The sequence below is a fragment of the Priestia sp. TRN 1309 genome (assembly GCF_050846875.1).
GTDB lineage: Bacteria > Bacillota > Bacilli > Bacillales > Bacillaceae_H > Priestia > Priestia zanthoxyli.
In genome coordinates this window covers 540,929-554,934 of record NZ_JBOZGM010000004.1, presented here as the reverse complement: position 1 = coordinate 554,934, position 14,006 = coordinate 540,929, and the positions used below count along the sequence as shown (strand labels likewise).

Here is a 14,006-nt window from a genome sequence, read left to right as displayed (position 1 = left end):
AAACGGAGCTCCTTTAGGTATCCTAATAAGAAAATCCATATTTATCGCTCAAAAGGGCATCCATTTTATTTAACAAGCGAAAATATTCTTCTTGTTCTTCTACAGTTAGAGCTGCTAGCATATCTTTTAAAAATACATTTCGCTTCTCTGTAATCATTGAAACAAGCTGTTTGGATTCATCGGTCAATGAAACCCACACGACTCTCCGGTCTTTTTCGTCTCGCACGCGCTGAATGAGAGATTCTTCTTCCAATTGATTTAATAAGCTAGTTGTAGCGCCCGAGGTTAAGTGAAGTTTATTTGAAATATCTGCCACCATATACTTTGTACCGCTGGCAATGTAGTTTAAGATATAAAATTTAGTGGGTGTTAAGTGATAAGGCTGCGTTTTTAATGTTTCTTCGACTAAATGTCGCATATATTGAAAAAAAGATGTGTTAATTTGATAAAGGTGTTCAATTTTTGATTCTACATTGTTATCCATGCTAGCTTCCATCTCCTTGTACACTACGGACATATATAAACTAACTCTAAAATAAAATGAAACAATTGTAAAGGATGGAAACGATTATCTTTAACCCCCATTATTATTTTTAAATTAATATCTTTACGAAAAAATATCTTTATGATAAAGTTATTTAGGTAGTTAACCAAATGATGATTATAAAGAAACATATCTCCTAATAGATGGAGATAATATCTTTATGAAAAAGCTATATCAAAAAGTAATTTTATTAGTGAAGTATTAAGGAGGAGTAATGAATGTCTAGAAGTCGCTTAATGGTAACAAATTTTATTGGAATCATCGTTATTTTAGCTTTATTAATTGGAGGAGGATATTATTACGTTCAAAAATCCAACTATATTACAACGGATAACGCTAAAGTATCTGGAGATGTATACAACGTAGTTGCACCTGCAGCAGGTAAGGTAGCAAGCTGGACAGTGGAAGAAGGAAATGATGTATCAAAAGATGCTGAAATTGCTAAGATTCAAGCTGAAAAAGGCTCTGTAGCTGCTACAGTACCAGCAGATGGAAAAATTATTCAAACAAATGTAAAAGAAAATCAAATGGTTCAAGCTGGACAGCAAATTGCAACCGAAGTAGATATGAAAGATCTATTTATCGTAGCGAATATCAAAGAGGATCAGCTTAAGGATATTAAAGAGGGCGACGATGTAGATGTAACAGTAGATGGAGACAGTAGTACAAAAATTGACGGTAAAGTTGAAGAAGTGGGATATGCAACTAATTCACTTTCATCTTTAACATCGAACTCAAGCTCAGATGGAAACTACACAAAAGTATCTCAAACGGTTCCTGTAAAAATCTCTATTTCTAATTATTCAGAGCATGTGCTACCAGGAATGAACGCTGAAGTAAAAATTTCAAAAGACTAATTCTTACTACAACAGTTCAAGAAGGGAGGAAATATGATGACAGCCAGTATAGAAAACACAAGTGATGGATCCATCAAAAAGCATATTCCGCTATTGATTGTTTTAATGCTTGGTTTGTTTCTTGCAATATTAAATCAAACGTTACTAAACGTAGCCATCCCGCATTTAATTACTGAGTTTGGCGTAACCGCAAATACAGCTCAGTGGTTGTTAACTGGATATATGCTTGTGAACGGGGCGTTAATTCCGCTTTCAGCTTTTTTAATTGAACGATTTGGTGTGCGTCGCTTGTTCTTATTTGCAATGGTTTGTTTTACAGTAGGGTCATTGATTTGCGGAATTGCACCTACATTTTCGATTATGCTTACCGGCCGTTTAATTCAAGCTATTGGCGGAGGTGTCTTATCGCCTCTTGTTATGACCATTATTGTGTTTATTTTCCCTCCTCACATGCGAGGAAAAGGGATGGGTATTTTTGGATTAGCCATGATGTTCGCACCGGCTATTGGTCCAACATTATCTGGATGGGTTATTCAAAACTATGATTGGCACATCCTTTTTAACGGCATGGTGCCATTAGGTGCGATTGTATTAATTATTGCTTTCTTTCAATTAAAAGACATTCAGCCTCCAAAGGATGTAAAAGTTCACATGCCTTCAGTTGTGACATCACTTGCAGGTATGGGATTATTGCTTTACGGATTTAGTGAAGCTGGAAATGACGGCTGGACGGATTCAGTTGTTCTTTCTACAATCATTGGTGGGGCAGTTCTTTTAATTATATTTGTTCTTCAACAAATTAAATCTGAAAAGCCGCTATTGGATATGCGCGTGTTTAAATATAATATTTTTTCACTATCAAATATTATTAGTATTGCGATTACAATCAGTATGTACGCAGGTATGTTCTTGCTTCCAATTTACTTGCAAAATATCCGCGGATATTCTGCTTTTGATTCAGGACTGCTGTTGCTTCCTGGCGCACTTGTTATGCTGGTTATGTCGCCGATTTCAGGTACATTGTTTGATAAAGTGGGACCTCGCCCGCTAGCAATCGTTGGTATGTTTATTACATCTATTTCAACGTTTGAATTTACGAAGCTGACGATGGATACACCGTTTAATCATATTTTAGCGATTTATATTATCCGCTCGTTTGGTATGTCACTTTTAATGATGCCAATTATGACAGCCGGTTTGAATCAGCTTCCGCAGAGACTAAGCAGTCACGGAACGTCAATGTCTAATACGCTTCGTCAAGTAAGTGGTTCAATTGGTATTAGTTTAATGACGACCATTTTTACAAACCGTACAACGTATCATGTAAATGAAATCAGCAGTTCCATGAATACGTCTGATCCATTCTTTATGAATAGCTTTCATTTATTTGTACAAAAAGTAGCTGCTACCTTGCATTTATCACAAGATCAAGCTCAGCAGCAAGCGCTGACGATTTTATCTGGAAAAATGACGCAGCAAGGTACGATTCAAGGTATTAACGATGCTTTTTATTGGGCAACAGCGATTTCTGTTATCGGTTTAATTTTAAGTTTCTTCCTTCGTGACGTACGTAAAGATAAAGTAGTCGAAGAAAAGAAATCAAAAGCTCAAGAGGAAGATATTCGTATGCTTCCAGCTCCAAAAAGTATAAATTCATAAAGTGCTATAGAATCAAAAGTTCATCATAAAACATGTTGGAGAGAAAGGGGCGGTGAGGTGGATGGATCCATTGATATTTGGTGAAGAAATTCAAAGAATTTCAATATCTTTAAACAAAAAAGTAATGACAAATGTAAAAAGCCTTTTACAGCATTACAGAATTACCCCTTTTCAATATCATATTTTACTGATTGTTGAACGTGCACATACAATGCCTGTGACCAAAGTGGCAGACGAAATGAAGGCGAGCCCAAGCGTTATCACAGCATCAATTACACGTTTGTATGAACTGAATCTTGTGGAGCGCTACCATTCAAAAGAAGATCGGCGTAAAGTTATGGTTGAGCTTACAAACAAGGGAAAACAAGTGATTCAAGCGGCTGAGAAAGACATGCAGCAAAGGGTTGAAAAACTGTTTGCATGCTATAAAGAAGAAGAGCAGCAGCAATTTCTTACGCTCTGTCGGCAGCTAGATGAACATGTGACTTGAAGAGGAATAAAAAAAGTATATTGAGTTATGCGGAGTGAGTGTAAATGGATAAAGAGATGGTAAAAAACATTCGAAAAAACTACAATATGAATCAGCGAAACTTCGCTCAAGCAGTGAACTGCAGTTTTTCTTTAATCGCCCTGGTTGAAGTTGGGAAGAGAAGAGTAACAAAAAACTTAGAAGACAAAATTAAGCAAGCATTTCAATTGAACGATCATGATTTAAAATCACTGCAGGGCTAATAAAAAAAGTAGGTGTGAAACGAGCGCACCTACTTTTTTTCGTGTTGTTTTTTTGTAAGCGGATCTACGGTATGTTTATAGTCATAAGCTTTTGAGGTGGTAACTACGCACAGCAGTAAAATAACAAATACAATGATAATAGAGAGCGTAATAATGATGATCATATAAAACGTCCTTTCTTTTTCTTATTACGTATGCTTTCGGTCTTATTGGTAAAATTCCTTCTTTCTCCACATAGTGCAGAAACGACAAACGCATACTAATAACAGTCTAGAATAAAGGAGTGTTCATTATGAATGAAAAAGAGTTGAAGAAACAATTAAAAAAGGTAGCAGATTATCCTGCATCTAAAGCAGATGGAGTGGACGAAGAGTTTTCGCGTGAATTAGCAGACCAAGACGATTTAGAAGCACAGGCTAGAGCGAACGCTGCAGATGAAAGACAAAAAAAATAATAACTAGACGCGCTTTCTGAAAAAGCGCGTCTGCTTATTATTTTTTCAAAAGCAAATAAACAAAATAAGGAGCACCGATTACGGCGGCAATAATTCCTGCCGGTATACCGTTAGGATTGGCAATGTTATGTCCTATCGTATCTGCAATCAGCAAAAGCCAACCGCCAAGTAGAATAGCAACGGGAATAAAAAGCTGACTTCTCGGTCCTACTAAGCCTTTAGCAATATGAGGAGCAAGAAGTCCAATAAAAGCCACGCCGCCCGTCACTGAAACCGCGGCTGCCGCTAATGCCACCGCGGCTAAAAGCAATGTTACACGTTCTTTCTCCAGAGAAATTCCGACTCCAATAGCTGCAGCTTCATTTAAATTAAAAATGTTTAATGAGTTTGCTTTGTACAATATAAAAGGAATCAAGACAAGAAGCCAAGGTAGAAGAGCCCATATAAAAGGCCAGTCTGTCCCCCAGATGCTCCCTGCAATCCATTTAGCAATAAAATCAACTTTAACCCGATCAGCTGATGACATAATCACCACCATCATTCCAGAAAGAGCCATTGAAAAACCTACGCCTGTTAAAATCAACTTTACAGGCTGCAGTCCTTGGCTTTTACTATATGCACAAAGATAGATAAGACCAGCTGTCAACAAGGCGCCGATAAAGCCTACCAGCGGAAGGGCATAAACGAAAGAGCCTGCTTCAATTGGGGAAAATAAAAAGAACACAGCAATTGCGGCTCCTGCTCCTGAATTAATTCCTATAATCCCAGGTTCCGCTAAATCATTGCGCGTAACACCTTGTAAGATAGCTCCTGATAAAGCTAGAGCCATTCCTGCTAGAAGCGTAATGATAATCCGCGGAAGTCGAATTGAAAAAAGGACGAACTCATCTGTAAAATTCCCTTTGCCAAAAAGAGTAGGAAACACTTTATTGTAAGGAAGGGGTGCATCACCGAGTCCCATTCCTATCACAACCGTTCCAAGAATCAAAACAGTGAGCAGCATCATAATTATTCGTTGTTTTCTAATAAGCGCTGGGTGAATCATGAGAATGCTTTTCCTCCTTTACGAACAATGACTAAAAAGAAAGGTAAACCAATCATCGATACAACTGCTGCTATCGGTGTTTCATAAGGAGCACTGACCGTTCGAGCCAATGTATCAGCGAGCAGCATAAACGCTGCGCCAGTGATAGCGGACATAGGGATAATAAAACGATAGTCAGTTCCTACAATTCCTCGTACAATATGAGGAATCATCAAGCCGATAAACACCATGTTTCCCACTAGCGCAACAGAAGCACCCGCAAGAAGAATCATGATGACAAATAAAATGGTTTTGACTTTTGTCGTTTGCTGGCCCAATCCTACAGCCACTTCTTCATTTAAACTCAGAATCGTAAGCTGCCGAGAAAGCAAAAGGGCAATGAATATACCTCCGAGAATAAAAGGAACAATGATTTGAAGCTGTTCCCAAGAAGTGCCTACCATTCCCCCAGCAGTCCACATCGATATATCTTTTGAAATTTTGAAATAAATACCAACGCCTTCTCCAATGGCATAAAGAAATGCTGAAACGGCAGCTCCCGCTAGTACAATTCGAAGCGGAGAAAATCCTCCTCTTTTTAGAGCAGCAATCCCAAACACTAGGATTGCGCCAACCCCGGCTCCTATAAAGCAAGCAATCGTAATACCCAAATAATTTATAGCAGGGATCAAGGCAATTGTTACAGCTAAAGCCGCATTTGCGCCAGACGTTAACCCTAAAAGTCCTGGATCTGCAAGTGGGTTTCTTGTCATACCTTGCATAATAGCCCCTGATACTGATAAAGCAGCCCCCACAAAAACAGCGGCGATTTCACGAGGTAAACGAATATCTCTGATGATCGAAATCTGTTCGTTTACACTGCTTGATGAAAGTGCTAGCCATACATCTTTTATCGATATGTCAGCAGCGCCAAAAACCATTGAAGAAACAAACATTATGATGAATACGAGCAGCATACCTATTAATTTGTATAAAAAAGGAATGAAACGCTGATTGTCTTTTTTCATAACACACCCATCTTTTCATGTAAGAATAAATTTAGTAAAACAAAGTAAGAGGAATTCTAAAAAGAATTCCTCTTGAATGAATTACTTGCCAAGAAATTTTTGAGTAAAGAAATCTAGTTGATAATCTAATGTGATTGGATCATTAAAATAAAATTCTTTTGCATTTGCTTCAAATACGTGATTATTCTTTACAGCAGGAATATTTTTGTACGTATCTGTTTTCTCAAATGATGTATCTCCATCTTGGTTTTTGCTAAAGATTAAATAATCTCCGGCATATTCAGGAAGAACTTCTGGCGAAATCGCATAGTATCCATCTTTCAAAGCCATTTTCTTTACTTTCTCTGGCATTTTTAATTTCATTTCTTGATAAAGAATCTCCGTTCCGCGTCCCCAGTTATCCCCAAACACATAAAGCTGCTTGTCAAAGTTCTCAATAACTGAAACCGTGCTATTTTCGCCAATTTTAGCTTTGATATCAGAACCAGCTTTTGCCGCACGCTTTTTAAAGTCGTCTACCCATGATTGTGCTTCTTTTTCTTTATTTAATAGCTTTCCAATTTCTACATGCTGAGTAAGGTAATCTACTTTATCGTATGTATACGTGACAGTAGGGGCAATTTTTTTCAATTTATCAATATTTTTTGTAGTAGATAAGCCAATAATTAAGTCAGGCTTTAATTCAATGATCTTTTCTAAATTTTCGTCTGATACTTCTTCCACGCCTTTTAATTTCTTTTCAAAGCGGGGATTCATTTTAGACCATGAGTCTACTCCGACAATGTTAACACCTAAAGAAAGTACGTTACCTGCATAGGAACCTAACACAACAACACGTTTCGGATTAGCCGGAACTTTTACAGGGCCGTCTTCAGATTGATATGTGATCGTCTTGGATTCGCTGTTTTTGCTAGAATCATTTTTGCTTTCAGTTGAACCGCTGCTGCAGGCACTAATAAGTAGTACGAATATAAGCATGAATGGAAGCAATAATTTTTTCATTTAGTTATCTCCTCTTAATAAGTTATACGTGATGCACATTGGTTTATTTGTTCTCGGATCTCGTCCAATTTCAGCGTCGATATGAAACACTTTTTTTAGAACGTCCTGCGTAATGACTTCTTCACATTTTCCGGCTTTGACAATTTCACCATTTTTTAAAGCGATAATATAATCCGCAAAGCGAGCGGCTTGATTTAGATCATGAAGCACCATTACAACTGTACGTCCCTGCTCTTTGTTTAATTTTTGAAGCAGCTCAAGCACTTCTAACTGATGAGCCATATCCAAGTAGGTAGTCGGCTCATCAAGAAATATAATATCGGTTTCTTGAGCTAAAGCCATCGCAATCCACACTCGCTGGCGCTGACCGCCTGAAAGAGAATCTACAGGACGAAACTTGTAATCTTTTGTTCCGGTTACTTCAAGCGCCCAGTCAATCGTTTGATAATCTTCTTTTGATAGACGCCCAAACCCCTTTTGATAGGGAAATCGCCCATAAGATACAAGTTCTCCCACCGTTAAGCCTTTAGCACTTTCAGGGGTTTGAGGGAGAATAGCCATTTTTTTAGCGAGTGCTTTTGTATGTTCTGTTGAAATGTTTTCGCCGTCTAAAATAACGGAACCGGATTGATGAGAAATAATGCGGGTAATGGCTTTCAAAAGCGTTGATTTGCCGCATCCGTTTGAACCAATAATTGTAGTAATCTTTTTGTCTGGAATGTTAACGCTTAAATTCTTTACTATTAGACGTTCACCATAACTAATATGTAATTTCTCTGTATATAGGCGAACCATATCTGACCCTCCGTTTACATTTAATACAACAAATACTTGATAATGATTATCAGTATCGTTTACTTTACATACTATAATTCGAACGTTTCCGGATGTCAATAGTTATTTTTATTGTCAAAACGTTGAAGAAGATGTATATTTAAATGAGAATGATAATCAATGACAATTGATTGCGAGGAGTGAACGTGCATGATACACAATGAACTTTTTGATGTGACAATTATAGGCGGGGGACCGGCTGGCCTTTATTCTGCCTTTTATAGCGGGCTAAGGGAAATGAAAACAAAGCTGATTGAATATCAGCCAAAACTAGGCGGAAAACTTCACGTTTATCCTGAAAAAATGATTTGGGATGTAGGGGGCCAAACGCCTATTTCCGGTGCGAAGCTTATTGAACAGCTTGTGGAACAAGGACTGACGTTTGATCCGACTGTTGTTTTAGATGAGAAGATTGAATCCATTTCTCGCTTGAAAGATGGTATTTTCCAGCTGACGGGTTCTTCAGGTGAACATCATTACTCTAAAACCATTATCCTTGCTGTTGGAGGAGGTATTTTAAATCCGCAAAAGCTCAAAATTGAAGGAGCAGAACGATTTGAAATATCAAACTTAAACTATACGGTTAAATCTCTGCAGCATTTTAAAAATAAAACGGTGATTGTTTCCGGGGGAGGCAATTCAGCCATTGATTGGGCAAATGAGCTAGAGCCCGTTGCTAAAAAGGTATATATTACGTACCGAAACAGTGAACTAAACGGTCATGAAGCACAAGTAAGACAATTAATAAACAGTTCGGCTCGGTGTCTGCTTAACACATCTATTACAAAATTAGTGGCTGATGCGACGCATGAATTTATTGAAAAAGTTGAGCTGACTAATCATCAAACCGGTGAGGTTTCTTATTTATCGATTGACGAAGTTATCATTAATCACGGTTATAAAAGAGATACAGAGCTGTTAAAAAACAGCGAACTACATATCAAAACCATTGATGACTATTACGTTGCAGGTAATGCAGCAAGCGAAACGTCTGTAGAAGGTGTATATGCAGCTGGAGATATTCTCATGCACGAAGGAAAAGTCCATTTGATTACCGGCGCTTTTCAAGATGCTGCTAATGCCGTAAACAAAGCAAAACAATTCGTTCACCCCTCTGCTGCTAAGACAGCTATGGTTTCTTCTCATAATGAAGTATTTAAAAAGCGTAATTCAATACTAATTAAACAAATGATGAAGTAAAGCGAGGTGCAGTGTGCATGTCGCTTCCTTCTCTACGGTGGAATTATCTACATAGATAGGCAGGGAACGAAAAAAGAAAAGAGAAATATAATAAAAGAAAACGCTTACATTTTTAAAAATGACACAGCGCTTGTTTGCATAAGGGGGAAGCCGTATGAACGAAAAAAAGAAATATCAGTTTGAAACAAAAGCCATTCACGCAGGGTACGAATCAAAACATCATTTTGATAGTTTAGCTCCACCTATTTATCAAACGTCTACATTTACATTTTCATCTCTAGAACAAGGTGCAAACCGATTTAGCGGAGAAGAAAATGGTTATGTATATTCTCGGTTATCTAATCCAACGGTCACCATTTTAGAAGAGCGTATGGCACAGCTTGAAGAAGGCGAAGCCGCTTTGGCATTTGGATCAGGAATGGCTGCAGTATCGGCTGTATTGATTGGACTTACAAAAGCAGGCGATCATATTTTATGTTCTAAAGGAGTGTATGGATGCACGTTTGGTTTACTGGAAATGCTTGAGGAAAAATATCAAATCCATCATTCTTTTTCCAACTTGGAAACTGAGGAAGAAATTCTTGCTGCTATCAAAGAAGATACAGCATGTATTTATATTGAAACACCGATTAACCCGACTATGACTTTAGTAGATTTAGAGTTAGTTACTTGTATCGCCAAACAAAAAGGAATTCCCGTGGTAGTAGACAATACCTTTTCAACTCCTTATTTGCAGCAGCCGCTGAAGCTTGGATGCGACTTAGTTATTCATAGCGCAACTAAATTTATTGGTGGACACGGAGATGTTGTGGCAGGAATTGTAGTAGGGGACAAAGAGGTTATTTCCGTACTGCGCAAAACGACGCAAAAAGATATTGGAGGTATTCTTTCACCATTTGATGCGTGGCTGTTACTCCGAGGCTTAAAAACACTGGCCGTTCGAATGGATCGCCACTGTGAGAATGCTGAACATATCGCAAAACAATTAAGTCTCCATCCCAAGGTAAAAGCCGTTTATTATCCAGGGGATAAAAACAGCACTGCTTATTCTCTCATGAAAAAGCAAATGAAAAAAGGAGGGGGGCTTCTCTCTTTTGAAGTGGAAGGCGGTTATAAAGAAACCGTAAAAGTGGTGAATCAGCTTAAGCTCATTTCCATCGCGGTGAGTCTTGGCGATGCTGAAACACTTATTCAGCATCCTGCCTCGATGACGCATGCAGTTGTGCCGGAAGAAGCTCGAAAAGAAATGGGCATCTCAAATGAACTTCTTCGTTTATCAGTTGGGCTGGAAGCTTGGGAAGATATTATGAGAGATTTACAGCAGGCATTAGATAGTATATAAAAAACAGCGCTTGGAGGAATTTCAAGCGCTGTTTTTTATGTTAACCGTATGTAGTTGTAGTTACTCATACCTCCTTCTTTGCCAGTGGAACTTTATCTGCATCTCTAGACAAATGTCCTAGACAGAAGGGGTGCCTTTCAATAGACTAGAGGTTATCTGTGAAAATACAATATTTAAGTAAGGAAGGTGCTCTGCTATTATGCTTCATAATCCAACTGGAAAAAAACGTCTAGGATTAGCGTTTCTTCTCAGCACGCTTGCGATATTAGGTCCGCTTAATATCGATATGTATTTGCCAAGTTTTCCTGCTATTGCTGATCATTTAGATGCGCGAGCTTCACTTGTACAGCTTAGCTTAACATCGTGTTTACTAGGACTTGCCGTTGGTCAAATCGTGATTGGTCCAATCAGTGATGCAAAGGGACGAAAAGGACCTTTACTCATCTCCATCTCTTTATTTATGTTATCGTCATTGCTCTGTGCACTGGCTCCTACTATCACGGCTTTAGTTATCGCACGCTTTTTGCAGGGGTTTACGGCTTCGGCAGGAGTTGTTCTTTCTCGCGCCATTGTCAGAGACGTCTTTAGCGGAAGAGAACTTACGAAGTTTTTTGCTCTGTTAATGGTTATCAATGCCTTTGCACCAATGATAGCACCAATGGCCGGAGGTGCTATTTTACTTCTTCCTTTTGCAAGCTGGCATACTATTTTCTTGTTTTTAAGTTTAATAGCTCTTTTAATTGTTTTAACAATCTCAATGCGTTTAAAAGAAACTTTGCCCATTGAAAATAGAACACCAAGTTCAATTGGTCATTCTGTTCGCACAATGGGCAGTTTATTACAAGACCGTTCTTTTATTGGGTATGCCCTAATTATCGGACTGGTCCATGGAGGAAGCTTTGCTTATGTATCAGGCACTCCATTTGTCTATCAAGGGATATACCATGTTTCTCCGCAAGTTTTTAGCATTTTGTTTGGTATTAACGGCTTGGCTATTGTGACTGGAAGCTTTATTATTGGGCGCTTTAGCGGAATTATCCATGAAAGAAGCCTGCTTCGCATTGCCGTGATTACGGCTGTAAGTGCTACTAGCGTACTTCTTATCATGACTATGCTTAAAGGACCGCTTGCTACGATTGTTATTCCCATTTTTATTTACATGATCTCTATAGGAATGACGATCACAGGCTCGGTGACATTAGCAATGAAAAATCAAGGACATAGAGCAGGGAGTGCGAGTGCCGTGTTAGGTATGCTTCCATTAACTTTAGGATCAATTGTTTCTCCTTTAGTAGGGATTAACGAAACAACAGCGATTCCGATGGCTGCTATCTTATTTAGTACGGCGCTTTTAGGTTTTGTAGCTTTCTTTACGTTAACTAAAAACAAGAAAGAAGCAGAAAAGTGCGAAGTTAACGAGTTTAAAACGGAGGTTTCTCCGTAATCGCTTTTTGGATTGTTTTAAAAGCATCACTCCTTTGTGAAAAGGAGTGATGCAAATTTATTCAAGTATTGGATAATATATGCTAACCTTAGGGCATGATCGAAAGGAGTGGATAATAATGAGTAAAGTAATTCCTGAAATAACCCTTAATGATGGGGTAACCTTGCCTGCTATAGGTTTTGGTACATACAAGCTTAACGGAAATGAAGGAGTCAACGCTATAACGAGTGCGATTGATGTAGGGTATCGTTTAATCGATACTGCTTATAATTACGAAAATGAAGGCACTGTGGGGCAAGCTCTCCGAAAAACACCGGTTTCTAGACAAGAACTATTTGTTACCTCTAAACTCCCAGGGCGATACCATACGTATGACAAAGCAATTCCTACCATTCAAGAATCTTTATATCGGGCGAATTTAGACTATTACGATTTGTATCTTATTCATTGGCCTAATCCTAAACAAGATCATTATGTAGAAGCTTGGCAAGCACTGATTGATGCGAAGCGCTGGGGCTTGATTCGTTCAATTGGTGTTTGTAATTTTCTTCCCGAGCATATTGAGCGCTTGGAGAAAGAGACCGGCATTTTACCAAGCATCAATCAAATAGAACTGCATCCTTTTTTTAATCAACATCAATATCGAAATTGGTATCAAGAGAAAAACATTCAAATTGAATCTTGGAGTCCACTAGGACGAGCGAGTGCTGTTTTAGAAAATGAAACAATTAAACAAATTGCAGACCGTCATAATAAGACAGTTTCACAAGTGATTTTGCGATGGCATTATCAGCTAGGCGCCATTTCAATCCCAAAATCGTCATCTCGCAAGCGGCAGCTTGAAAACATATCGATTTTTTCATTTTCTTTAGATGAAACGGAGATGAATATTCTTTCAGAATTGAACCGCGAAGATGGAAGACTTAATAATCAAGACCCCGCTGCCTATGAAGAATTTTAACGATAAGGCCTCACTTATTTTTTAAGTGAGGCTTTTCTTCTAAGATTTTTAGTTATGTAAGCTTGAAAATAGTCCGTTTAGTTCTAACGATTGTAAGAGAAAATGTGTTAAAATATTCCGAAAAAAGGAGTGGTGAACCATGGAAAAAGTAGTAAAAGCGATTCAAGACGAATATCCGGATGATTTTGCATGGTGTTACGGCTGCGGCCGATTAAATCAAGACGGCTATCATTTTCGGACAGGATGGCTAGGAGAAAAAACAATTACCCTTTATACACCTAAGCCTGAACATACAGCTATACCAGGATTTGTATATGGCGGACTTCTTGCATCACTGATTGATTGTCATGGAACAGGCTCTGCATCTCTTGCTCTATACCGTAAAAATGGCTGCGAAATAGGAGATTCAGCAGAGCCGCCGCGGTTTGTTACCGGTTCTCTCCACGTAGATTTTAAAAAACCAACGCCACAGGGTGAAGTACTAAAAGCGATAGGAACGGTTGAAGAAATTCACCCGAAGAAATGGAAAGTTAAAACAGAAGTATACGCGAATGATATCGTTGTTGCGACTGGAGAAGTTGTGGCAGTGGTGATGCCAAATACGTTTAAACGAAAAGAAGACTAAAAAATGCAAAACAGTTACATAAAAGGGGAGGAAAAGGTATGGGTAAATGTAATTTAGACCACTCGGTAGAAGATGTACATCAGAAGTTTAATTCGCAGTCACAGTGGCTGCCAGAAGATATTCGTTCATTATTTCATGAGTTTCTCGTGCGAAACCCTTCGCAAACAACATTAAACGAGATGTTTCATTTGCTGAAGAAATATGATTTAGTTGATGAACAAGAAAGAAAAGAGCGAGATCGAAAAATCAAATGGCTGATATTAAATAAAGAAGATACGAAGATTTAATTTTTTAAGTGAC

The 14,006-nt window shown here is 38.3% G+C and carries 17 protein-coding genes; 11 read left to right on the top strand and 6 right to left on the bottom strand.

Features of this window, described 5'->3' with window-relative positions; all coding sequences use genetic code 11:
• Positions 1-22 precede the first annotated feature (22 nt).
• Positions 23-484, bottom strand: coding sequence for a MarR family winged helix-turn-helix transcriptional regulator (locus tag ACRPLQ_RS19040; protein WP_033578476.1), 462 nt, complete (start codon positions 482-484; stop codon positions 23-25).
• 278 nt (positions 485-762) lie between these two features.
• On the opposite strand from ACRPLQ_RS19040, the gene ACRPLQ_RS19035 reads away from it, so the two are divergent.
• From ACRPLQ_RS19035 to ACRPLQ_RS19020, 4 genes are all read left to right on the top strand, one after another.
• Complete coding sequence (locus tag ACRPLQ_RS19035; protein WP_028413985.1) at positions 763-1,401, top strand: HlyD family efflux transporter periplasmic adaptor subunit; 639 nt, start codon at positions 763-765, stop codon at positions 1,399-1,401.
• Positions 1,402-1,434: 33 nt separating this feature from the next.
• Entirely contained in the window at positions 1,435-3,060 is a 1,626-nt protein-coding gene (locus ACRPLQ_RS19030) for a DHA2 family efflux MFS transporter permease subunit (RefSeq protein WP_033578477.1), read from the top strand.
• Positions 3,061-3,121: 61 nt separating this feature from the next.
• A complete protein-coding gene (locus ACRPLQ_RS19025; RefSeq protein WP_328171145.1) occupies positions 3,122-3,550 on the top strand; it encodes a MarR family winged helix-turn-helix transcriptional regulator in 429 nt (142 codons plus the stop codon).
• A gap of 44 nt (positions 3,551-3,594) precedes the next feature.
• Positions 3,595-3,792 (top strand): helix-turn-helix domain-containing protein, encoded by a 198-nt coding sequence (locus ACRPLQ_RS19020; RefSeq protein WP_028413982.1) that lies wholly within the window; start codon positions 3,595-3,597, stop codon positions 3,790-3,792.
• A gap of 29 nt (positions 3,793-3,821) precedes the next feature.
• Here the strand turns inward: ACRPLQ_RS19020 and ytzI are convergent, their stop codons facing one another.
• Positions 3,822-3,956, bottom strand: a complete 135-nt coding sequence (ytzI, locus tag ACRPLQ_RS19015; protein WP_080754395.1) for a YtzI protein — start codon at positions 3,954-3,956, stop codon at positions 3,822-3,824.
• A gap of 128 nt (positions 3,957-4,084) precedes the next feature.
• On the opposite strand from ytzI, the gene ACRPLQ_RS19010 reads away from it, so the two are divergent.
• Positions 4,085-4,246, top strand: a complete 162-nt coding sequence (locus ACRPLQ_RS19010) for a YfhD family protein (RefSeq protein WP_074894520.1) — start codon at positions 4,085-4,087, stop codon at positions 4,244-4,246.
• A 37-nt stretch (positions 4,247-4,283) separates the two neighbouring features.
• Here ACRPLQ_RS19010 and ACRPLQ_RS19005 read toward each other — a convergent pair whose 3' ends face one another.
• The 4 genes from ACRPLQ_RS19005 to ACRPLQ_RS18990 form a co-directional block, all read right to left on the bottom strand.
• Positions 4,284-5,291 (bottom strand): FecCD family ABC transporter permease, encoded by a 1,008-nt coding sequence (locus tag ACRPLQ_RS19005; protein ID WP_028413981.1) that lies wholly within the window; start codon positions 5,289-5,291, stop codon positions 4,284-4,286.
• Positions 5,288-6,298, bottom strand: coding sequence for a FecCD family ABC transporter permease (locus ACRPLQ_RS19000; protein ID WP_034266598.1), 1,011 nt, complete (start codon positions 6,296-6,298; stop codon positions 5,288-5,290). Before ACRPLQ_RS19000 ends, ACRPLQ_RS19005 begins: the two co-directional genes overlap by 4 nt.
• 81 nt (positions 6,299-6,379) lie before the next feature.
• The gene (locus ACRPLQ_RS18995; RefSeq protein WP_049163723.1) at positions 6,380-7,300 is read right to left on the bottom strand and encodes an iron-hydroxamate ABC transporter substrate-binding protein; all 921 of its coding nucleotides are present in this window, start codon (positions 7,298-7,300) and stop codon (positions 6,380-6,382) included.
• Positions 7,301-8,095 carry an ABC transporter ATP-binding protein gene (locus ACRPLQ_RS18990; RefSeq protein WP_028413978.1) on the bottom strand — a complete coding sequence of 265 codons (795 nt, stop codon included), beginning with the start codon at positions 8,093-8,095 and terminating at the stop codon, positions 7,301-7,303.
• Between the two features lie 189 nt (positions 8,096-8,284).
• Here ACRPLQ_RS18990 and ACRPLQ_RS18985 point away from each other — a divergent pair, with 189 nt between their 5' ends.
• From ACRPLQ_RS18985 to ACRPLQ_RS18960, 6 genes are all read left to right on the top strand, one after another.
• Positions 8,285-9,334, top strand: a complete 1,050-nt coding sequence (locus tag ACRPLQ_RS18985) for an NAD(P)/FAD-dependent oxidoreductase (RefSeq protein ID WP_049163726.1) — start codon at positions 8,285-8,287, stop codon at positions 9,332-9,334.
• 154 nt (positions 9,335-9,488) lie between these two features.
• Positions 9,489-10,676 carry a methionine gamma-lyase gene (megL, locus tag ACRPLQ_RS18980; RefSeq protein ID WP_033578482.1) on the top strand — a complete coding sequence of 396 codons (1,188 nt, stop codon included), beginning with the start codon at positions 9,489-9,491 and terminating at the stop codon, positions 10,674-10,676.
• Between the two features lie 199 nt (positions 10,677-10,875).
• A complete protein-coding gene (locus ACRPLQ_RS18975) occupies positions 10,876-12,120 on the top strand; it encodes a Bcr/CflA family efflux MFS transporter (protein ID WP_432236230.1) in 1,245 nt (414 codons plus the stop codon).
• Between the two features lie 118 nt (positions 12,121-12,238).
• The gene (locus ACRPLQ_RS18970; protein WP_034266604.1) at positions 12,239-13,081 is read left to right on the top strand and encodes an aldo/keto reductase; all 843 of its coding nucleotides are present in this window, start codon (positions 12,239-12,241) and stop codon (positions 13,079-13,081) included.
• Between the two features lie 139 nt (positions 13,082-13,220).
• The gene (locus tag ACRPLQ_RS18965; protein WP_034266606.1) at positions 13,221-13,706 is read left to right on the top strand and encodes a PaaI family thioesterase; all 486 of its coding nucleotides are present in this window, start codon (positions 13,221-13,223) and stop codon (positions 13,704-13,706) included.
• A 38-nt stretch (positions 13,707-13,744) separates the two neighbouring features.
• On the top strand, positions 13,745-13,993 hold the full coding sequence (locus ACRPLQ_RS18960) for a hypothetical protein (protein ID WP_033578485.1): 249 nt from the start codon (positions 13,745-13,747) through the stop codon (positions 13,991-13,993).
• The last annotated feature ends 13 nt before the right edge of the window (positions 13,994-14,006 follow it).